The organism is Streptomyces sp. NPDC091377 (assembly GCF_044757045.1).
In the GTDB taxonomy this organism is placed as follows: domain Bacteria; phylum Actinomycetota; class Actinomycetes; order Streptomycetales; family Streptomycetaceae; genus Streptomyces.
The window spans coordinates 727,270-749,139 of the sequence record NZ_JBIVUE010000001.1 but is presented as its reverse complement, the minus strand read 5'-3'; the positions used below and the strand labels follow the sequence as shown (position 1 = coordinate 749,139).

At 70.3% G+C, this 21,870-nt stretch carries 14 protein-coding genes; 6 read left to right on the top strand and 8 right to left on the bottom strand.

What is annotated here, in order from left to right:
- Positions 1 to 397 precede the first annotated feature (397 nt).
- Positions 398 to 1,138: a class I SAM-dependent methyltransferase gene (locus ACIQNG_RS03305; protein WP_401482412.1), complete on the top strand. Its 741-nt coding sequence runs from the start codon at positions 398 to 400 to the stop codon at positions 1,136 to 1,138.
- A gap of 98 nt (positions 1,139 to 1,236) precedes the next feature.
- On the top strand, positions 1,237 to 2,034 hold the full coding sequence (locus tag ACIQNG_RS03300; protein ID WP_401482411.1) for a BTAD domain-containing putative transcriptional regulator: 798 nt from the start codon (positions 1,237 to 1,239) through the stop codon (positions 2,032 to 2,034).
- Between the two features lie 40 nt (positions 2,035 to 2,074).
- On the opposite strand, the gene ACIQNG_RS03295 is transcribed toward ACIQNG_RS03300, so the two are convergent.
- From ACIQNG_RS03295 to ACIQNG_RS03260, 8 genes are all read right to left on the bottom strand, one after another.
- Positions 2,075 to 5,350 (bottom strand): BTAD domain-containing putative transcriptional regulator, encoded by a 3,276-nt coding sequence (locus ACIQNG_RS03295; RefSeq protein WP_401482410.1) that lies wholly within the window; start codon positions 5,348 to 5,350, stop codon positions 2,075 to 2,077.
- A gap of 729 nt (positions 5,351 to 6,079) precedes the next feature.
- On the bottom strand, positions 6,080 to 7,201 hold the full coding sequence (locus tag ACIQNG_RS03290; RefSeq protein ID WP_401429777.1) for an ABC transporter ATP-binding protein: 1,122 nt from the start codon (positions 7,199 to 7,201) through the stop codon (positions 6,080 to 6,082).
- A gap of 14 nt (positions 7,202 to 7,215) precedes the next feature.
- Complete coding sequence (locus ACIQNG_RS03285) at positions 7,216 to 8,277, bottom strand: ABC transporter ATP-binding protein (protein WP_401482409.1); 1,062 nt, start codon at positions 8,275 to 8,277, stop codon at positions 7,216 to 7,218.
- Between the two features lie 15 nt (positions 8,278 to 8,292).
- On the bottom strand, positions 8,293 to 9,270 hold the full coding sequence (locus ACIQNG_RS03280) for an ABC transporter permease (protein ID WP_401429772.1): 978 nt from the start codon (positions 9,268 to 9,270) through the stop codon (positions 8,293 to 8,295).
- 99 nt (positions 9,271 to 9,369) lie between these two features.
- Positions 9,370 to 11,166 carry an ABC transporter substrate-binding protein gene (locus ACIQNG_RS03275; RefSeq protein WP_401482408.1) on the bottom strand — a complete coding sequence of 599 codons (1,797 nt, stop codon included), beginning with the start codon at positions 11,164 to 11,166 and terminating at the stop codon, positions 9,370 to 9,372.
- 103 nt (positions 11,167 to 11,269) lie between these two features.
- Positions 11,270 to 12,319 (bottom strand): ABC transporter permease, encoded by a 1,050-nt coding sequence (locus ACIQNG_RS03270; RefSeq protein WP_401482407.1) that lies wholly within the window; start codon positions 12,317 to 12,319, stop codon positions 11,270 to 11,272.
- Positions 12,320 to 12,868: 549 nt separating this feature from the next.
- A complete protein-coding gene (typA, locus tag ACIQNG_RS03265; protein ID WP_401429764.1) occupies positions 12,869 to 14,776 on the bottom strand; it encodes a translational GTPase TypA in 1,908 nt (635 codons plus the stop codon).
- 587 nt (positions 14,777 to 15,363) lie between these two features.
- Positions 15,364 to 17,502: an ABC transporter family substrate-binding protein gene (locus ACIQNG_RS03260; protein WP_401482406.1), complete on the bottom strand. Its 2,139-nt coding sequence runs from the start codon at positions 17,500 to 17,502 to the stop codon at positions 15,364 to 15,366.
- 360 nt (positions 17,503 to 17,862) lie between these two features.
- On the opposite strand from ACIQNG_RS03260, the gene ACIQNG_RS03255 reads away from it, so the two are divergent.
- The 4 genes from ACIQNG_RS03255 (at position 17,863) to ACIQNG_RS03240 (ending at position 21,784) form a co-directional block, all read left to right on the top strand.
- Positions 17,863 to 18,153, top strand: coding sequence for a hypothetical protein (locus ACIQNG_RS03255; protein ID WP_401429760.1), 291 nt, complete (start codon positions 17,863 to 17,865; stop codon positions 18,151 to 18,153).
- 72 nt (positions 18,154 to 18,225) lie between these two features.
- The gene (locus ACIQNG_RS03250) at positions 18,226 to 19,059 is read left to right on the top strand and encodes a hypothetical protein (protein WP_401429758.1); all 834 of its coding nucleotides are present in this window, start codon (positions 18,226 to 18,228) and stop codon (positions 19,057 to 19,059) included.
- Entirely contained in the window at positions 19,059 to 21,014 is a 1,956-nt protein-coding gene (locus ACIQNG_RS03245; protein WP_401482405.1) for a fumarate reductase/succinate dehydrogenase flavoprotein subunit, read from the top strand. The genes ACIQNG_RS03250 and ACIQNG_RS03245 overlap by 1 nt, the downstream gene beginning before the upstream one ends.
- Positions 21,011 to 21,784 (top strand): succinate dehydrogenase/fumarate reductase iron-sulfur subunit, encoded by a 774-nt coding sequence (locus tag ACIQNG_RS03240; protein WP_401482404.1) that lies wholly within the window; start codon positions 21,011 to 21,013, stop codon positions 21,782 to 21,784. The genes ACIQNG_RS03245 and ACIQNG_RS03240 overlap by 4 nt, the downstream gene beginning before the upstream one ends.
- The last annotated feature ends 86 nt before the right edge of the window (positions 21,785 to 21,870 follow it).

Here is a 21,870-nt window from a genome sequence, read left to right as displayed (position 1 = left end):
AAGCCCAGAGGCCGAAAGGCCGGGGTCCGGGGCCCGAGGGCACGGGAGGGCCCGAAGCCCGAAGCCCGGAGGCCCGGAGACCGGGAAGGCCGGAGACCGGGAAGGCCGGGGCCCGGAAGCCCGGGGCCCGGAAGCCCGGGGCTCGGAAGCCCGGGGCCCCGAAGGTTCTGGTGCTTCCGGGAGGCCGACGCTTCTCGTGCTCCCGCTGCTCCCGCTGCTCCCGGTACTTCCAGTACTCCAGGTGCTCCCGGTACTCCCGTACTCCCGGTACTCCCGGTACTCCCGGTGCTCCCGGTGCTCCCGGCACTCCCGGTGCTCCGGGGCAATTCATGGTTCCTGGGGTTCCGTTGAGGCACGGCTCTGTACTGATCGGCGGTACAGGAGGCAGACTGCCCGGGTGGTTGATCGTTTCTACGGTGACCTCTCGCTCGCCGAGATGTATGACGCCCTGCACCCCTGGGGACCGACGGACGCGTTCTGTCTGGAGCGGGTCGGCTCCGCCGAGTCCGTGGCCGACATCGGCTGCGGGACCGGGCGGCTGCTGAGCCGGGCCCGGCGGGTCGGGCACGGCGGGCGGCTGACCGGTCTCGACCCGGCCGCCGCGATGCTGGTCCAGGCCCGGCGGCGCACGGCCGGCGTCGAGTGGGTGCTCGGGGACCTCGACTGTGTGCGCTGGGAGGCGGAGTTCGACCTCGCCGTCATGAGCGGACAGGTGCTTCAGCTGCTGCCCGGCGACACCGAGGCGCGGCACGCCCTGGCCGCGCTGCGGCGGGCCCTGGTGCCCGGCGGGCGGCTCCTGGTCGACACCCTCGACCCGGCCGGCCGGCCCTGGGAGGGCTGGGGCGAGGAGGGGGCCCGGGAGGTCGTCCGCCCGGACGGGAGCGTCGTACGGGCCTGGCGGGAGGCGGTCGCGCCGGTGCGCGGCGAGCGCGTGAGGTACGTCGACCGCTTCGACTGCGACCGGTGGGAGCGCGCCCAGGAGAGCCGGGGCACGCTGCGGTTCCGGGAGGCGGCGGCCCTGGACCGGCTGCTGGAGGGGGCCGGGTTCACGGTGGAGGAACGGCACGGGCCCCGGGGCCGGGCGGCGGCCCGGGGAGCGGGAGGCGCGGGGACGGTGACGGTGGCGCGGCGGGGGTGACACGGGATCACCGCCCTGGTGGCCGTGCGGGATCCATGCGTGACCCGAGCGCGCCGACCGCACAGTAGGGGGACCACTCCCGACCGACAGGGCTCTCCGTGAACGTTCAGCTGCTGGGGTGCGTCGAAGTGCGGACCGCTGCCGGACAGGTCCCCATCCCGTACGGCGCCAGGCTGCTGCTCGCCGCACTGGCCTGGACGCCGAACGACTTCGTGGCCGACGACACCCTGATCGCGCGCGTGTGGGAGCACCGGGCCCCCCGGCACCCGGTCAACGCGCTCTACACCCTCGCCACCCGGCTCAGGAAGGCGCTGCCCGGCCCGGCGTTCGGGGAACGGCCGGCGTTCCAGTTGGCGAGGCGCCGGGGCGGATACGTCTTCGCGATCGATCGGACCAAGGTCGACCTCTCGGTCTTCCGGCACTCGGTCCAGGAGGCGCGCCGGGCCGCCAACCAGGGCCAGGACGAACTGGCGCTGCGGCGGTACCGCGACGGGCTGTCCCTGTGGCGCGGAGGGCTGCTGTCGGACGTTCCGACGGCCTGGGCGGACGCCATGCGGATGACTCTGTGGCAGGAGTACCGGGAGGCCCGGGTGCACTGCGCCGAGGTCGGGATGCGCCTCGGCCGTCACGACGAGTGCGTTCCCGTCCTGCACGACCTGTTCGATCAGCTGCCCTACGACGAGAAGGTCGCCGGGCTGCTGATGCTCGCGCTGTACCGCAGCGGGCGGCCGGGCGAGGCCCTCGAACGGTACCGGCAGTGCCGCGCCCGGCTGATCGACCAGCTCGGCGACGGTCCCGGCACCGAACTCCGGGCCCTGCACGACCGCATCCTGCGCCGGGACGCGGAGCTGGGGCGCCCGGACCTCGTCGGGGCGGCCGGAGCCCGTCCGCTCTGACCCCGGGCGTCAGCCCGCCGGGCTGTAGCCCCCGGGGACGTCAGCCCGCCGGGACGCCGCCCCGCCGGGGGCCGGGGCGGGTCGCGGCGGTGCGGTGGGGGCGGAGGGTGCCGATCTCCTCGTAGAGGCTCTCCGCCTCGCGGCGGGCGGCCGGTACCGGCGTCGGGTCGCCCGCCGCCCCCTGGATGTCGGCCAGCGCGGTCAACGCCTGCGCCAGCACCAGGCGTTGACCGGTCTCGCGGGCCAGGTCGACGGCGCGCTGCGCCGAGGCCAGCGCCTCGGTGTGCTCGCCGGTGTGGAGCAGGGCGAGAGCCGTCGCGAGGTGGACGCGCGGCATCATCAGCGGGCTGCCGTCCGTCGCGAGCTGGGCCGCGTGGCGGAGAGGGACGACCGCGTCGTCGTGCTCGCCCAGAGCGCTTTTGATCTTGGACTGCTCCAGCAGGATCTCGACCCAGCCCGCCCGATGGCCGGTCCGCTCGGCGATGATCTGGGCCGCGTCGAGGTGTCGTACGGCGGTCTCCGTCCGTCCCGCGCGCAGGGCGAGCGAGGTGAGGCCCACCAGGCAGTCGACCTGGCCGTGGCGGTTCTCCACCTGCTCGGCGACGGCGAGGGCCTCCTCGTAGGTGCGCACCGCCCGCTCGTCCTGACCGGCGTCGGCGCGGGTCCTGCCCAGGGCCTCCAGCGCGATCGCCTGGGCGTAGAGCGATCCGGTGGCCCGGGACATGCTCAACGACTCGCGCCCCGCCGCCTCCGCCTCCGCCCATCTGGCCTGTTTCTGACGGACGAGCGAGAGATAGGCCAGGGCCAGCGAGGGGAACTGGTTGCCGTCGTCCGCGAGCGCCATCGCCTCGGACACGGCCTGCTCGGCCTCGGCGAACCGTCCCAGCGCGAGATTCAGGGACGCCGTGTTGATCTGCATGATGGCCTCGCTGCGCCGCATCCCGAGCATGCGGTAGAGGGCTGTCGCCCGCAGGTAGCACGGGAGGGCCTCGCGCGGTCTGCCCAGGAGCTTCAGGGAGACGCCCTTGCCCTGAAGGCCCGCCGCCTCGCCGAGCGGCCAGTCGGCGCGGCGGGCCAGTTCCTCGCCCCGTTCGTACCAGGTCAGGGCGGTCCGGAGGTCGCCGTGGCGCCAGCGGGCGTGCCCCGTCGACAGCCACATGGCCGCCTGACCGGCCACGTCGCCTTCCCGCTCGGCGGCGGCCAGGCCCACACCCGCCAGCCGGATCCACTCCGACAGCGGGCGCCGGTGGTGGAAGAGGTCCTGCGCCGCCTGCACGATCTGCCAGGAGAACCGGGCGGGCCCGTGCTCCGCGGCGTGCGCGATCGCGGCCGAGATGTCCTCCCATTCGGCGTCGAACCAGGCGTACGCCTCCTCGCTCGTGTCGAACTCCCTGGGCACCGATCCCGCGACCGGGTCCGGAGCGGGCCGCGGTACGTGGTGGCCGCAGACCCGGGCGGTGTTCATGACGCTCTGGAGGTAGTGGTCGAGGGTGCGCTCGACGGCGGCACGCCGTTCGGCCGCGTCGCCGTCGGCCAGCGCCCGGTGCCACGCGTATTCGTGCGCGAGGTCGTGCCAGGTCAGGCGCCCCGCGTCCAGATCCCGCACCAGGTGCACCCGGTGGGCCTGCCGGATCAGCTCCTCCGTCTCGGCCGTGCTGAGCCGGGCCGTCGCGGCGACCGCGCTGATCGACCGCCCGGTGCCCGGCAGCAGCCCCAGACAGCGGAACGCGTGCCGCGCCTCGGCGGACAGCCCGCTGTACGACAGATCCAGCGCGGCCCGGACGGCGACGCTGTCCTCGCCCTCCACATGCAGCCGCGCGAGACGACCCCGATCGGACAGTTCGCTGACGTACTTCTTCATGCTGCCCGGCCGGTCACCGATCCAGGAACTGGCGGCGCACAGGGCCAGCGGCAGCCGGTCGCACATCTCGACCAGGCGGGCGGCGGTGTCCGGATCGGCGCCGACGACGTCGGACCCCACCGCGCCGCTGATCAGTTCCAGTGCCTCGCCGCTTTCGAGGACGTCGCACGTCACGCGGTAGGCCCCGTCCAGGGTGACCAGTCCGTTGAGCCGGTACCGGCTGGTCACCAGGGTCAGGGAGCCCTCGGCGGCGGGGAGCAGCGGTCGTACGTGGGCCGCGTCCGCCACGTCGTCCAGGACCACGAGCACCCGGCGGTCGACCAGCAGGGTGCGGTAGAGCGCGGACTGGGCGTCGAGGCCCAGCGGGATGTCCTTCGGCGCGCACCCCAGCCCCTGGAGCAGCAGCGGCAACGCCTCGTCCGGGGTCATCGGTTCGGCCCGGTCGAAGCCCCGCAGGTCGAGGAAGAGCTGTCCGTCCGGGAAGTGGTCGGCGGCCCGGTGGGCCCAGTGCAGGGCGAGAGCGGTCTTGCCGACGCCCGCCGGGCCCACGATGACGGCCAGCGTCTCGGCGTTCCGACGGCAGCCGTCGAGCAGCCCCGTCTCCCGCGCACGGCCGACGAACCGGCGGGGCGGGCGCGGGAGTTGCCGCGGCACATGCGGGGTCACGCGCGGGTCCTCGGCCCGGCCGGGCGGCCCCGCGGGCGGGCGGCGGGCGCCGCCGTCGTGCAGCAGGCTCCGGTGGAGGTCCCGCAGTTCGTTCGAGGGCTCGACGCCCAGTTCGTCCACCACCCTCCGGCGCAGTGCCGCGTACCGCTCCAGGGCCTCGGCGGTACGTCCGTCCGCGTGCAGGGCGCGCAGCAGCAAGACGTGCGGGCGCTCCCGCAGCGGGTGTTCCCGCGCCAGCCCCAGCAGTTCGGCGATGGCGTCACGGTGCTGTCCGGAGGCGATCTGGGCTTCGGCCCGCCCTTCGAGCGCGACCACGCGCAGTTCGCTCAGCCGCTGGCGTTCGGCGTCGGCCGCGGGCAGGTCGGACAGCGGCTCGCCGCGCCACAGCGACAAGGCGCGGTCGTGCCGTTCGTAGGCCACCCGCCAGTCCCGGCCCGCGCCCGCGCGGGAACCGCCCTTGACGAGTGCCTCGAACTCCAGCAGGTCCACTTGCTCCGGCGTGGCGCGCAGGGAGTAGCCGGGGTTCCGGGTGACCAGGAGGCCGGTCCCCTCGGGGCCGAAGGCCCGGCGGACCTCGGCGACGAGCGCCCGCACCCGCGCCGCCCCGGCCGCGGGGGGTGCCTCGCCCCACACGTCCCGGATCAGACGGTCGACGGAGACCACATGGCCGGACCGCAGCAGCAGTGCCGCGCACAGGGCACGCTGACGCCCGGTCAGCGAGACCGCGCGACCGCCGATGCGCACTTCGAGGGGGCCGAGCACGCGGAACCCAGTTGCGGGGTGGGACATCCGGTGAACTTAATCCAGCACCGCTGGCCAGGCAATCACGGTTGGTCGTTCCCGGACGCCGCTCCGTGGGCGTGAGCGGCTCGCTGTCCGCCGTCTCCGCGCGCACGTCGCCTTGCTCGCCGTTCCCTCCCCCGAGGAGAACGGCGAGCAAGGTGAGATGCGCGCGGAGTCCGGCCGATGCGACCCGAGCGGACCGGTACGGCCCTCGCTCAGCGGCTCAGGGCATCCCCCCGTCACCGGCGCGGCTGGTCACCGTGGTCATTCGGGAGCCCCCTCCGTGCTCTGACCGGTCGCTGTCACCACGGACGTCGCACCGGCCGGGCGCCACCACTCTCGCGGCTCCGGTGGATCCGGTGGACCCGGTGGACCCGGTGGATCGGTGGACCCGGTGGACCCGGTGGATCGGTGGATCGGTGGATCCGGTGGATCGGTGGATCGGTGGATCCGGTGACTCGGTGACTCCGGAGAAGGCTCCGGCCGGGGATCCAGGTGCCCAGCGGCTCCGATGCATGGGTGGAACCGCTGGGCAGAAACAGGATGCCCGCCACACCTGTCACATCCCTTTCACTGATCTTTCATCACCCGGTACGGCCCGGAAAACGCCCTGTGGCCCGTCCGGCGGAAACCGGATCGGGCCACAGGGCAGGAGCAGGGCAGGAGCAGGAGCAGGGCAGGGACAGGGCAGGGACAGGGCAAAGGTCAGGCAGGGGGCAGGGACGCGGCTACGCGTCAGGACGTCGGCTCCTCGGCGATGTCCTCCAGGGCCCTCAGCGCCGGGTCCATGATCACGGGCTCCTCGCGGGGCGCCGTGGGGTCCTCCGGGAAGTGGCAGGCCGTGAGGTGGCCGCCGTTGTTGCCGGAGATCTGCACCAGCGGCGGTTCCTCCGTGGCGCACTTGTCCTGCGCCTTCCAGCACCGGGTGCGGAAGCGGCAGCCCGACGGCGGGTGGATCGGCGAGGGCACGTCGCCGTAGAGCCGGATCCGCTCGCGCTGCTCGCCCTCGTCCGCCAGTTCCACCTCGGGCACCGCCGAGAGCAGGGCGTGGGTGTACGGGTGCCGGGGCCGGTTGTAGATCGAGTCCCGGTCGCCGACCTCGACGACCTTGCCGAGGTACATGACCGCCACGCGCTGCGAGAAGTGCCGCACGATCGCCAGGTCGTGGGCGATGAACACGAACGCGATGCCGAGTTCTTCCTGGACCTTCTGGAGCAGGTTGACCACCTGCGCCTGGATGGACACGTCCAGCGCGGAGACCGGCTCGTCGGCCACGATCAGCTTCGGGTTCAGGGACAGCGCGCGGGCCACCCCGATGCGCTGGCGCTGACCGCCGGAGAACTCGTGCGGGAAGCGGTTGTAGTGCTCGGGGTTGAGGCCGACCAGCTCCAGCAGTTCCCGGACGCGTTTCTCCCGGCCGCCCTTCGGGTCGATCCCGTTGACCTCCATCGGCGACTTGATGATGCTGCCGACGGTCTGCCGCGGGTTCAGCGAGGAGTACGGGTCCTGGAAGATCATCTGGATCTCCGAGCGGACCGGGGCCAGCTGGCGGCGCGTGGCGCTGGTGATGTCCTGCCCGGAGTAGGTGATCTGGCCGGCGGTGGGCTCCAGCAGCCGGGTGATCAGCCGGCCCATGGTGGACTTGCCGCAGCCGGACTCGCCGACCACGCCGACGCTCTCGGCGACGCCGACGGTCAGGTCCACGCCGTCCACGGCCTGGACCGCGCCGACCTTCCGCTTGATCGGGAAGCCGCCGTAGATCGGGAAGTGCTTCGTCAGCCCCTTGACCTCCAGGAGCGTCTCCCGGTCGGTGGCGGTGGAGCCCTGCTGACCGGGGAGGGTGAGGTTCTCGCTCATGATCTCGGTTCTCCCTAGCGCAGCCGGGGCTGGATCTCGTCGATGAAGATGGTCTGCTTCTGCTCGGCCGTCAGATGACAGGCGGAGGCCCGGCCGGCCGCCAGCGTCGGGCGGTCGGTGGCGCACAGACCGCCCGCGACCTTCTCCGGGTAGGAGCAGCGCGGGTGGAAGGGGCAGCCGGACGGCGGATTGAGCAGGGAGGGCGGGGAGCCCGGGATCGGGGTCAGCTCGGTGCCGATGTCACCGTCCAGGCGCGGCATGGAACCGAGCAGGCCCCAGGTGTAGGGGTGCTTCGGTGTGCGGAGCACCTCCTTGACGCTGCCCCGCTCCACGGCCCGGCCCGCGTACATCACCAGCAGGTCGTCGGCCACCTGGGAGATGACACCGAGGTCGTGGGTGATGAAGATGATCGCCGAGCCGAACTCCTGCTGGAGGTCCTTGAGCAGGTCGAGGATCTGCGCCTGCACGGTCACGTCGAGCGCGGTGGTCGGCTCGTCGGCGATCAGCAGGTCCGGGTCGCACATCAGCGCCATGGCGATCATCGCGCGCTGGCGCATCCCGCCGGAGAACTGGTGCGGGTAGTCGTCGAAGCGCACCTTGGGCTGCGGGATGCCGACCTTCTCCAGCATCTGCACGGCCCGCTCCTTCGCCTCCTTCTTGGAGGCGCCGGTGTGCTTCATGAAGGGCTCGGAGAGCTGGCGGCCCACCGTGTAGTACGGGGACAGCGCGGTCAGCGGGTCCTGGAAGATCATCGCCATCTTGTTGCCGCGGAGCTTCTCCAGCTCCTTCTCGCTGGCGGTGACCAGCTCCTTGCCGTCGAGGACGATCTCGCCGTCGACGGTGGTGGAGCGGGGGTTGTGCAGGCCCAGGACCGTCAGGTTGGTGACGGACTTGCCGGAGCCCGACTCGCCGACGATGCCCAGGGTCCGGCCGCGCTCGACATCGAAGGACAGGCCGTCGACGGCCTTGACGATGCCGTCCTCGGTGGAGAACTGCACCCGCAGGTCACGGACCGAGAGGAAGCTCTCGGGCCCGGTCGGGGCCGGGGCGTCCTCGGTCTTGGTCAGTGTGGTCACGGTGGTGGGTTCTTCCTAGGAGAGCCGGACGCGCGGGTCGATCCAGGCGTACACGATGTCGACGAAGATGTTGAGGAGCAGGATGAAGAAGGCGCCGAACAGCATGACGCCCATCGTCAGCGGGAGGTCCTTCTGGGTCGCTCCGTCGACGGCCAGCCGGCCGATGCCCTGGAGGGAGAAGGTCAGCTCGGTGACCACACCGCCGCCGAGGAGGGCGCTGAGGTCGATACCGAGAACGGTGACGATGGGGATGAGCGAACCGCGCCAGGCGTAGCGGAAGAACACATAGCGCTTCGGCATGCCCTTGGCACGGGCGGTGCGTACGTGCTCCTCCGAGAGCTGCTCGATCAGGGAGGCGCGGGCCATACGCGTGTACTGCGCGGTGAAGATGGTGGCCATCACGATCATCGGGATCCACAGTCCGGCCAGCCAGCCGAACGGGTCCTCGGTGAAGGGGACGTACTTGGGGTCCTCCACCCAGCCGGTGCTGTAGACGAAGATCAGCAGGACGATCGGGCCGAGGAAGTAGATCTGGAAGGAGCTGAGCACCATCGAGGTGCCGGTGGCGATCTTGTCGATCAGGGTGCCGCGGCGGTACGCGGCGATCATTCCGGCCCCGATGCCGAGGGTCAGGAAGACCGCCATGGCGCCGGCGGTCAGCGACAGGGTCAGCGGGAAGCGGTCCATGATCGTGTCCCAGACCATGTCACCGGAGTAGAAGGACTGCCCGAGGCACGGGGCGTCGCAGTGGCCGGCCGGGAAGTCACGCCCGGTGACGATGCCGGACATGAAGTCCCAGAACTGCTGGGCGATCGGCAGATTGAGGCCGAGCGCCTCACGGATGTCCTCCAGTCTCCCTGGAGAGCAGTCCTTGCCACACGCCAGCGAGGCGTAGTCGGACGGCGCGGCGACGAAGAGGAAGAAGGTGGCTGCGCCGATGAGGAACAGAGTGACGAAGGCACCGACCAAGCGCCGGAGGATGAACTGAAGCATGGCGGGGAGGCTGCTCTCTGCGGAGACGGTGGGAGGTTTGCGCGGAACCGCGGGAGTGCGCTCCGCCTGGTGCGCACTCCCGCGATCAGCCGTAGAGAGCTACGACTTGAGGAACAGTCGGGTCACGTCGATGTAGCTCGACTCGGTGCTGTAGCGGGCACCGCCGATGTTCGAGCCGTAGAGCTGGAACTGCTTGGTGTACCAGAGCGGCGCGGCCGGGTTGACCTCTTCGAGGATGTAGCGGTGCGCCTCCTGCCAGGTCTTGGCGGCCTCGGTCGGCTCCTGGGTGACGGCCTTGTCGATCAGCTCCTGGACCTTGGGGTCCTTGATGTGCGAGTAGTTCGGCGCACCGTCGGAGACCAGCGAACCGTCGTAGACCGGCGTGACGACCGTGGCGGCGGACGGCCAGTCCTGGCCCCAGCCGGAGATGTAGATGTCGTACGGGTTGTCGAGCTTGCCGATCTGCTCGTAGTAGCTCGCCGCGTCGATCTCCTTGGCGACGACCTCGAAGCCGACCTTGGTCAGGGCGTCCTCGATGGCGACCTTGCGCTTCTGGCCGGCCTCGCTGTTGGCGTAGGCGAAGACGAGCTTCTTCTCCTCGGCCGGGACGTCCTTGAGGAGCTTCTCGGCCTCGGCGATGTTGCCCTGCGGGGTCTTCAGACGGCCGTAGGGGTCGTAGTCGGCCTCGTAGCCGGGCAGGGTCGGGGCGAACAGGTTCGGGGCGACGTCGCCACCGTAGGCGCCACCCTCACCGGCGATCAGCGACTTGGAGTTCACCGCGTAGGTGATCGCGTCGCGGACGACCTTGTTCTTGACCCGGTCCAGGTTGAAGTTCAGCACCTGGACGTAGGGCTGGAAGCCCTGGATGGTGCGCTTGTTGACCGCGGCGTCGCCGACGACGTCCTGGATCTGGGTGGCCTCGACGGAGCCGGTGAGCTGGATGGAGTTCTTGGCGTCGCCCTGGTCGGAGATCAGACGCTTGGTCTGGGTCGACTCGGTGACACCGAACTGCATGTCGAAGCCGTCGACGTACTGGTGGCGCACGGAGTCGCTGTTCGGGTCCCACTGGTCGTTCTTGACCAGCTTGAGGGACTTGCCGACCTTGTACTCGGCGATCTTGTACGGGCCGGTGGAGACCGGGGCCTTGTCGTACTTCTCCTTGGTGTCGGTCTCCTCCGGCACCAGGGTGTAGCCCGGCATGGCCAGCGTCTGCGGCAGGTCCGGGCGCGGCTTGTCGAAGTGGAAGACGACCGTCTTGTCGTCCGGGGTCTCCAGCACGTCGTCCGGCAGGTGCTTGTCGCCGAAGCCGCCGTCGGGGAGCTTCTTCTTGTAGTCGGCGCCGCTCAGCCAGGTCTGGACGTAGTTCGGGCCGTCGAAGATGAACTCGGAGTAGGTGCGCTCGATGGTGTGGCGGACGTCGGCGGAGGTGATCTCCTTGCCGTTCTCGTCCTTGACACCGTCCTTGAGCGTGAACGTCCAGGTCTTGCCGTCGTCGGACGACTTGCCCGAGTCGGTGGCGAGGTCGCCGACGACCGAGACGTTGCCCTTGCCGTCCTCCTCGAAGTTGGTCAGCCCGCGGAAGAGCAGGTTGGCGACCTGGCCGGCGTCCGAGACATATATCTGGCCCGGGTCCAGGTGGGAGAGACCGGCCTCCTGGTAGACGTTGATCGTGCCGCCGGGCTTGGCACCCGGGACCTCCTCGGCGGGGCCGGTGGAGGCCGCCGCGTCCGCGTAGACGACCGCCTTCGACTGGGCCGCGGCTTCCTTCTGGTCCTTCTTGGAGTCCTTCCCGGAGCCGGTCGAACCGGTGTTCTCCGAGCAAGCGGTGAGCGCGAGCGAGCCGGCCGCGAGGGCGACGACTGCGGCGCGCGCTCTGCGCGAGGTGAAGGTCTTCATAGCGGTGAATGCACCTACCTGTCGGTTGTTATCCATGAGTACTGCCTGACGCGGCTGGTAGGCCGACGCGGGGGCGGCAGTCACCCCCCACCAATGGACGCTTTTACCGCCCGGACTTCGGGTCGAAGGCATCCCGTACGGAGTCCCCGAGGAGGTTGAAGCAGAGGATGAAGATCACCAGTGCCACTCCGGGGAAGAACATGAACGCCGGGTCCTGCTCCGCGTACTTGGCGCCGGCTGCGAACAGCCGCCCCCAGTCCGGGGTCGGCTCGATGAAGCCCACACCGGCGAAGGAGAGGAAGGCGATGGTCAGGATCGTGCTGGGCAGGATGTACGTGAACTGCACCAGGATCGGCGACACGATGTTCGGCAGGATCTCCTTGCGGACGATCCGCAGCGGCGAGGCGCCGGACACCTTGGCGGCCTCCACGAACTCGCGATCGCGCAGCGACAGCACCGTGGAGCGGACCAGTCGGGCCATGCCCATCCAGCCCAGCAGCCAGAGCACGATCAGGATCGCCAGCGCCCGGAAGTAGGTGGGGGTCTTCTCGGTGGGGTCGACGAAGAACGCGGTGACCACGGGCATGAAGGCGATGAAGAAGAGCTGCTGCGGGAAGGAGAGGAAGAAGTCGGTGACCCGGCCGAGCCAGTAGTCGGTACGGCCACCGAAGTAGCCGCCGATGAGGCCGATGGCGACACCGGTGATCATCAGCAGGGTGGTCACGCCCAGCGCCATGAACAGCGAGGTGCGCATGCCGTACACCAGCATCGCGAAGAGGTCGCGGCCGAACTGCGGCTCGACACCGAACCAGTGGTCGGCCGAGACGCCGCCGAAGTAGCCGAGCGGCAGACCGAAGTCGTCCAGGACGGGCTTGTGGGCGTAGGTGGGGTCCTGGCCGTAGAGGGTGTACGGGTTGGTGCCGCTGATCGCGGTGAGCAGCGGGGCCGCCAGTGCGACGACGAAGAAGAAAATCACTACGCCCGCGCAGATCATGCCTGTACGGTCACGCTTGAAGCGCTGCCACATCAACTGCCCGGGGGAGCGACCCTCAAGTTTCTTCGCACCCTTGTCGACCTCGGAGGTCGCTTCGAGCTCTGGGTCCAAGGCGACCGTGGACGACCCGGAGCCCTCGGCCTTGGTTGGACTGGTCATGTGTGTTCTTCCCCCGGGGGGTTGGAGAGTTGAGCGCAGCACAGATACCGGCAGGTTCTGTGGTTTGGGGGAACTTTCGCCAAGTGCATCAACGCGCGTCAAGGGCGGAAGGCATAGGGATCTCCCTACAACCAATTTTTTGAGCAAAAATTGCGCGGATTGACACCTGCGCGCGCTTGACATGTGAGACGACAAACCGGCGAATCGGACATATATGGACGAGTTTTTGGTTTACATGTCCGAAACTTGATCGCTCGCTCACCGATATCCGAACAGTGCTTTAAGAGTCTCGACGGGTGATCCGCAACGCACCCCGGAGCACCCGTCGAAGCGTCCGCGGGACGGCTCGCCGCGTTCAAGTCTTGAACACCCCCCGATGAGACCGCCCCGGTGACCCCTGACAGCCCCGTGACGACCCCTGGAGGGAGCGTACGGGGCCCCGCGGGGGCCCGTGGGCCGAACACCGAAGAACCCGGCCCTCCGGGGCGGAGAGCCGGGTTCCGGGGCCGCGGGGCGCCGCGCTCACCCTCGGTGGCGCGGCGCTCGCGCTCAGCTGTGCTTGGCGCGGCTCGCGGCGCGCGCCCGCTCCCGCTGGTCGAGGTTGACCTTGCGGATGCGAACCGACTCCGGGGTCACCTCCACACACTCGTCGTCGCGGCAGAACTCCAGCGACTGCTCCAGCGACAGCTTGCGCGGCGGGACGATCGACTCGGTCACATCGGCCGTGGAGGACCGCATGTTCGTGAGCTTCTTCTCCTTGGTGATGTTCACGTCCATGTCGTCGGCGCGGGAGTTCTCGCCGACGATCATGCCCTCGTACACCTCGGTGCCCGGCTCCACGAAGAGCACCCCGCGCTCCTGGAGGTTCGTCATCGCGAACGCGGTGACCGCGCCGGAGCGGTCGGCGACCAGCGAGCCGTTGTTCCGGGTCTGGAGCGGGCCGAACCAGGGCTCGAAGCCCTCGTGGATGGAGTGCCCGATGCCCGTGCCGCGGGTCTGGGTGAGGAACTCCGTCCGGAATCCGATCAGCCCGCGCGAGGGCACCACGAACTCCATCCGGACCCAGCCGGAGCCGTGATTGGACATGTTGTCCATCCGCCCCTTGCGCACCCCCATCAGCTGGGTGACCGCGCCCATGTGCTCCTCGGGCACGTCGACCGTCATCCGCTCGACCGGCTCGTACGTCTTGCCCTCCACGTCCTTGGTGACGACCTGCGGCTTGCCCACCGTCAGCTCGTAGCCCTCGCGGCGCATGGTCTCCACCAGGATGGCCAGCGCCAGCTCACCGCGGCCCTGCACCTCCCAGGCGTCCGGCCGCTCGGTCTCCAGCACCCGGAGGCTGACATTGCCGATCAGCTCACGGTCGAGCCGGTCCTTGACCTGGCGGGCGGTGACCTTGCGGTCCTTGACGACGGCCTTCGCGTCGGCGCCCTTGCCGGAGCCGCCACGGCCGACCATCGGCGAGGTGTTGGTGCCGATGACCATGGAGATCGCGGGCTCGTCCACCGTGATCAGCGGCAGCGCGATCGGGTTCTCGGGGTCGGCGAGGGTCTCGCCGATCATGATGTCCGGGATACCGGCCACCGCGCAGATGTCACCCGGGCCGGCCTTCTCGGCGGGCTTGCGGGTGAGCGCCTCGGTCATCATCAGCTCGGAGATACGGACATTGCCGACCGAGCCGTCCCGCTTGATCCAGGCGACCGTCTGGCCCTTGCGCAGCTCGCCCTGCTCGACGCGGAGCAGCGCGATACGGCCGAGGAAGTTGTCGGCGTCCAGGTTGGTGACATGCGCCTGGAGCGGGGCGTCGGCGTCGAACGTCGGGGCCGGGATGCTCTCCAGGATGGTGGAGAAGAACGGCTCCAGGCTGTCGGAGTCGGCGGGTACGGTCCCGTTGTCCGGCTTGGTCAGCGAGGCGATGCCGTCGCGGCCGCAGGCGTAGACGATCGGGAACTCGATCTGCTCCTCGTCGGCGTCCAGGTCGAGGAAGAGGTCGTACGTCTCGTTGACGACCTCGTCGATCCGGGCGTCCGGGCGGTCCGTCTTGTTGATGCAGAGGATCACGGGCAGCCGGGCCTGGAGCGCCTTGCGCAGCACGAAGCGGGTCTGCGGGAGGGGGCCCTCGGAGGCGTCGACCAGCAGGACGACACCGTCGACCATGGACAGGCCGCGCTCGACCTCGCCGCCGAAGTCGGCGTGGCCGGGGGTGTCGATGATGTTGATCGTGATGGGGTCCCCGCCGGCCTTCGGGTGGTACTTCACCGCGGTGTTCTTGGCGAGGATCGTGATGCCCTTCTCACGCTCCAGGTCGTTCGAGTCCATGACCCGGTCGTCCACCGACTCCAGCTGGTGGGCTGCGAAGGCGCCGGCCTGCTTGAGCATGGCGTCGACAATGGTGGTCTTGCCGTGGTCGACGTGGGCGACGATGGCGACGTTGCGGATGTCGTGGCGCGTGGCCATATTGCGACGTACTCCCGGAGTGGTGAGGACGGCCTGCGTCAGTGTCAGGCCCCGCCGGGCTTGACATGCCACGGCCTCACCCCATCCTACGTGGCCACCGCGGTGGGGGCTCGCGGGGGAGGTTGGTGGGGGTATGGGGGGTGCGTCTGCCGTTCTTCCGGGTGCGGCTGCGTCGTGGCTTGTCGCGCAGTTCCCCGCGCCCCTGGGTGAGTGGGGGTACGGCCCGTCATTCCGGGTGCGGCTGCGTCGTGGCCGGTCGCGCAGTTCCCCGCGCCCCCAGGTGGGTGGGGGTGGTGGCGTCTGTCGAGTACACGTTGGCCGCCATCGATTTCCCTGGGCCGCAACGCCCAGGGGCGCGGGGAACTGCGCGACAAACCACAGACCACCCGCACCCGAACAACCACCGCACCACCCCAAGGGGCGCGGGGAACTGCGCGACAAGCCACAGACCACCCGCACCCGAACAACCACCGCACCACCCCAAGGGGCGCGGGGAACTGCGCGACAAACCACGACGCACCCGCATCCGCACCGCACCCGCACTCACACCCAGAACGCCGGCCCCGCCCCCCGCAGGGCCCCGTGGGCTACTCCCCCGATTTACCCCGCTCGCCCCGCTTCAGGAAGCCGATGTCCTCGTACAGCGGCGTCTCGAAGCCGAACGCCCCCACATTCGCCAGCCCCCGCTTCGCCGCCACCAGCTGAGGCCGCTGATACAGCGGGATCGACCCCGCCGACGCCCAGATCCGCGCGTCCGCCTTGCGGATCAGCGACTTCGTCTCGCCCTCCTTCAGCGTGGAGATCGCCTGGTCGAACAGCTGGTCGACCTGGTCCGTCCCCACCCGCGTGTAGTTCTGCTCGACGTTCAGCGACCCGTCCGCCGCCGGCACCGGCTTGGCGTAGATCGGTCGCGCGTCGGTCGCCGGGAACGCCGACGTGGGCCACGAGTACAGCGCGAGGTCGTACTCCCCGGACGCGACATGGTCCTTGAAGTAGCTGTCGTCGGACACCTTCTTCGTCTCGGTCCGGATGCCCACCCGGTCCAGCATCCGCGCGATCCGGTCGGCGACCGCCCGCAGGGTCTCCGCGCCCTTGCCCGACGGCACCACGAACCGCAGCGTCAGCGGCTTGCCGTCCTTCGCCAGCGGCCCCGCCGGCGCCCCGGCCGGCGCCGCGGTGCCCTTGGGGGCGTACGCCCCCGGCGCCCCGCCCTGGGTCAGCCGGTCACCGGCGTACTGCTTGCCGTCGCCGTCGTCCCCGGCGTCGCCCGCCTTGTCGTCCTGCCCGACGATGTACGTCCCGTCGTCCCCGCCCTCCGACGGCTCCTCGGAGGCGGAGGACTCACCCTTCTCGCCCTTCTTCCCCTCCGCTCCCGCCGCCTTCTCGCCCTTCCCCTTGGGCCCCGCCCCCGGCACCCACCCGGCGTCCGCGAGCAGCGCCTGGGCCTCCGCCGGGTTCTGGTCGCCGATCGCCCCGCTGTTGTCGGCGTAGGCGGCCTGCCCGGACAGGGCGAGATGGCTGCCGACCGGCACGGCGGGCAGATCCAGCGGCTTGAGGACCAGCTTGGCCAGCTCCTTGCGGTCCAGCGCCCGGGCCACCGCCCGCCGCACCCGTTCGTCGGCCAGCGGCCCGTCGGCGCCGTTCATCGCGAGCTGGGTGTACGCGGGCTCCAGCGACTTGCGGACCTCGTAGCCCCGCAGCGCCTTCTCCTCCTTGGTCAGCACCCGCGGCGGCGGCTGGCCGGGGGCGCCCTTCTGACCGCCGCCCTCGCCCTCCCCCTCCTTCTTCTGCCGCTCCTCCTGCTCCTTCTGCTCCTTCTCCCACTTCTTCTCCGCCGCGATGTCGCCCTCGGGCCCGGCGAGTCCCACCGTGCGGGCCGCCGCCGGGTCGATCTCGGCGAGGTCGACCCGGCCCTCGGTCAGCGCCTTGACGCGGTCCTCGCGCGGGACGGCCCGCAGTTCGATCTCGGAGAGCTTGGCCGGCTCGCCCCACCAGCGGCTGCTGCGGGCCAGCGTGATCCGGTCGTTCTTGCGGTCGATCTTCTTCACGGCGAAGGGCCCGGCCGTGACCTTGAGCTTGCGCCGCGCCCCGTCGTTGAAGGAGTCGGGCGTGCCCATGACCTCCTTGGGGTACAGCGGCGAGAAGAGCGAACGCCAGTCGGCGTAGGGGCGGGCGAAGGTGACCCTGACCTCCAGATCGTTCTTGCCGCGCTCGATCCGCTCGATCCGGTCGTACCCGGCGTTGCGCGCGGTCCAGTAGCCGCTGTCCTTGCCGTTCAGAGCCCGCCACTGCGCGGCGAAGTCGGCGGCGCCGATCTCCCGGCCGTCGCTCCAGACCGCCTGCTGGTTGAGCTTGTACAGCACGACCTGGCGGGGCTCGGTCTTCACCACCTTCGCGGACTCCAGGTAGGCGGTGTTCATCTCGGTCCGGCCGTTGCTGTCCAGCCGGAACATCGAAGGCAGCACGGCCTGGGCGACCTTGGTGGTGGTGGCGTCGGCGTCGGACTGGAAGGCGTTCAGGGTCTCCGGCACCGCGTCCACGGCCCAGCGCAGGGTGCCGCCGTCGGCGATGTCGGCGCGGGCGGCCGGGGCGATGTCCTGGCCGGCCAGCGGTTTGCCGGCCTGGTCGTCCGAGCCGCAGCCGGACAGGGCCGGCACCGCGAGGGCGCCCGCGGCGAGAAAGGCGACCGAGCGCAGCACCGCGCGCGGTCCGACGGGGTGGGACATCTCTGCTTACCTCCGGGGGGCCGCGGGAGTTATGATCACGGTTGGCCGTATATGACGGTATGTAGCGATATAGAGAGCTGATCAGATCATTTCTGACCTATACGGCCACTGAAGAGGAAAGGGTTCGGCAACACGGGGCGACACGGCGCCGACGCGCGGGAAGCTCACCCGAGCGGCCGAGCGCAGAGACGGCCACCCGCCGTCACTCCGCCGTCACACCCGTACGCCTCGGCCAATCGGTGCACGTCCCTTCCCACCGGCCGGTGTGACGCGCAACACTCGCAGGCGCATGAACGTCGCCGTCCCCGGCCGGTCCGGGGCCGCGTCCGACGGAGTTCCCGACGGAAGTGAGGTCACGTCATGTCCGTCCACGACGAACTGACGTCAGTCCAGAGAAGCCTCGACGACCTGGCCCGGTCCGTGGGCCGGCTGGAGCAGCAGATGGGGAACGGCCTCGACATCCGCCGGGTCCGCACCGACTGCGAACATCTGCGCGAGAGCGTCGCCCTGCTGCGTGAGACGGCGGACAGCGCGCCGGCCACCCACCGGCGACCGGAACTGGTCACCATCCCCGACACGCCCTACGACAACAGCCTCTGGGTGGACACGGACGACGAGGGCCTCGGCGCTCGCGACCGGCGTGCGCCCTGATCCCGCCGAGCGGCCGGACGGCAACCCGTCCCCTCGGCGGCACGGCCCCCGAACCCCCGACCGGAGTCATCCTTGGCAACTGGTACGGAACCCCCAGCCACCCGACCCCATCCCCGCGGCGGCGTACGCGGTGCCGGACGCGCCGCGATCGCCGCCCCTCATCTGCGCACCGACCGCTGGTGGCTCGCGCCGGCCGCCACCGCCGCCGGACTGCTGGCCTTCATCGCGTACTCGACCTGGCGGGCCTTCGCCAACGCCGACTACTACGCGGCCCCGTACGTCTCGCCCTTCTACTCCCCCTGTCTGGCGGAGAACTGCGAGCCCATGCGCGGCGGCCCCAACTGGGAGATCTTCGGCAGCTGGTGGGGCATCTCCCCCGCCATCCTGATCCTGATCTTCCCCCTCGGCTTCCGGCTGACCTGCTACTACTACCGCAAGGCGTACTACCGGGGCTTCTGGGCCTCGCCGCCCGCCTGCGCGGTCGCCGAACCGCACAAGAAGTACACGGGTGAGACCCGCTTCCCGCTGATCCTGCAGAACATCCACCGGTACTTCTTCTACGCCGCGCTCGCCGTCGCCGGGATCCTCACCTGGGACACCGTCCTCTCCTTCCGCGACGAGCACTACGCGTGGGGCCACATGGGCCTCGGCACCCTGGTGTTCCTGCTGAACATCGTGCTGATCTGGGCGTACACCCTGTCGTGCCACTCGTGCCGGCACATCGTCGGCGGCAAGCTGAAGCACTTCTCCAAGCATCCCGTGCGCTACCGGATGTGGCAGTGGGTGGGCCGACTCAACGCCCGCCACATGCAGCTCGCCTGGGCCTCGCTGGTGAGCGTGGCGCTCGCCGACTTCTACGTGTACCTGGTGGCGTCCGGCGCCTTCGACGATCCGAGGTTCTTCTGATGTCCGTGATCGACCGCCAGCAGTGGGACGTCGTCGTGATCGGGGCCGGCGGCGCCGGGCTGCGGGCGGCGATCGAGGCGCGCGAGCGGGGCGCCCGTACGGCGGTGATCTGCAAGTCGCTGTTCGGCAAGGCCCACACGGTGATGGCCGAGGGCGGAATCGCCGCGGCCATGGCCAACGCCAACGAGCACGACAACTGGCAGGTCCACTTCCGTGACACCCTGCGCGGCGGCAAGTTCCTCAACCAGTGGCGGATGGCCGAACTCCACGCCCAGGAGGCCCCGGACCGGGTGTGGGAGCTGGAGACCTGGGGCGCCCTGTTCGACCGTACGAAGGACGGCCGGATCTCCCAGCGCAACTTCGGCGGCCACGAGTACCCGCGCCTCGCCCATGTCGGCGACCGCACCGGCCTGGAGCTGATCCGCACCCTCCAGCAGAAGACCGTGGCCCTCCAGCAGGAGGACCACCGGGAGAGCGGCGACTACGAGTCCCGGCTGAAGGTCTTCCAGGAGTGCACGGTCACCCGGATCCTCAAGGACGAGCAGGGCCGGGTCTCGGGCGTCTTCGCCTACGACCGCGAGAGCGGCCGTTTCTTCGTCCTGGAGGCCCCCGCCGTGGTGATCGCCACGGGCGGCATCGGCAAGTCCTTCAAGGTGACGTCGAACTCGTGGGAGTACACCGGCGACGGCCACGCGCTGGCCCTGCTGTCCGGGGCGCCCCTGCTGAACATGGAGTTCGTGCAGTTCCACCCCACCGGCATGGTCTGGCCGCCCTCCGTGAAGGGCATCCTGGTCACCGAGTCGGTGCGCGGCGACGGCGGGGTGCTCAGGAACTCCGAGGGCAAGCGGTTCATGTTCGACTACATCCCGGACGTCTTCAAGGAGAAGTACGCCGAGACCGAGGACGAGGCCGACCGCTGGTACGACAATCCGGAGGACAACCGGCGCCCGCCCGAGCTGCTCCCCCGTGACGAGGTGGCGCGGGCCATCAACTCCGAGGTGAAGGAGGGCCGGGGCTCCCCGCACGGCGGGGTCTTCCTGGATGTCTCCACCCGGATGTCCGCCGAGGTGATCAGGCGCCGGCTGCCGTCGATGTACCACCAGTTCAAGGAGCTGGCCGATGTCGACATCACGGCGGAGGCGATGGAGGTCGGCCCGACCTGCCACTATGTGATGGGCGGCGTCGCCGTCGAGTCCGACACGGCGGCGGCCCGCGGGGTGCCGGGGCTGTTCGCGGCCGGTGAGGTGGCCGGCGGGATGCACGGCTCCAACCGGCTCGGCGGCAACTCCCTCTCCGATCTGCTGGTCTTCGGCCGGCGCGCGGGCTGGCACGCGGCCGAGTACGCCGCCGCGCTCGAAGCGCGGCCCCACGCGGCGGACGCCGAGGTGGAGGCGGCGGAGGCGGAGGCGCTGCGGCCGTTCTCGGCCGGGACCGAGAGCGCTCCCGCGGGCGACGGTGCCGCTCCCGACGAGGCACCGGAGAACCCGTACACCCTCCACCAGGAGTTGCAGCAGACCATGAACGACCTCGTCGGCATCATCCGCCGCGAGGGCGAGATGAGGCAGGCCCTCAAGAAGCTGGGCGAGCTGCGGGTGCGCGCCCGGCGGGCCGGGGTGGAGGGGCACCGCCAGTTCAACCCGGGCTGGCATCTCGCGCTGGACCTGCGGAACATGCTGCTGGTCAGCGAGTGTGTGGCCCGGGCGGCGCTGGAGCGCGAGGAGTCGCGCGGCGGGCACACCCGTGAGGACCACCCGGGGATGGACCGCCGGTGGCGCAACGTCAATCTGCTGTGCCGGCTGGGCGATCCGACCGGCGTCCGCGCCGCGACCGACCCCGCCCACGGCCAGATCGACCTGGCCCGGGAGAACACCGAACCGATCCGCCCGGACCTGCTCGCCCTGTTCGACAAGGAGGAGCTGGTCAAGTACCTCGCCGAAGAGGAGCTGTACGAGTGAGCGGCTACGAGGCCCGTTTCAAGGTGTGGCGCGGTGACACCGGGGGCGGCGGTCTGGAGGACTTCACGGTCGAGGTCCATGAGGGCGAGGTGGTGCTGGACATCGTCCACCGCCTCCAGGCGACCCAGGCCCCCGATCTGGCGGTGCGCTGGAACTGCAAGGCGGGCAAGTGCGGTTCGTGCTCGGCGGAGATCAACGGCCGGCCCCGGCTGCTGTGCATGACCCGGATGTCGGTGTTCGAGCGGGACGAGACGATCACGATCACCCCGCTGCGGGCCTTCCCGGTCATCCGCGACCTGGTCACGGACGTCGGCTTCAACTACACCAAGGCCCGTGAGGTCCCGGCCTTCGTGCCGCCGGAGAAGCTGGGCCCGGGCGAGTACCGGATGTTCCAGGAGGACGTGGACCGCTCGCAGGAGTTCCGCAAGTGCATCGAGTGCTTCCTGTGCCAGGACACCTGTCATGTGGTGCGTGACCACGAGGAGAACAAGCCGGCGTTCGCCGGCCCCCGCTTCCTGATGCGGGTCGCCGAGCTGGACATGCATCCGCTGGACGCCGCCGCCGACTCCGGCCTGGACCGCAAGACCACCGCCCAGGAGGAGCACGGCCTCGGCTACTGCAACATCACCAAGTGCTGTACGGAGGTCTGCCCCGAGGGCATCAAGATCACCGACAACGCCCTGATCCCGCTGAAGGAGCGGGCGGTGGACCGCAAGTACGACCCGCTGGTCTGGCTGGGCTCGAAGATCAGGAGGCGCTCGGCACCGTAGGACGGGTCAGGGGCGGGAGGCGGCGGGGGGAGGTCCCGTACAGGCGGTTCTCCCACCGCTGCCCCACCCCGCTCGCGGGGGCGCAT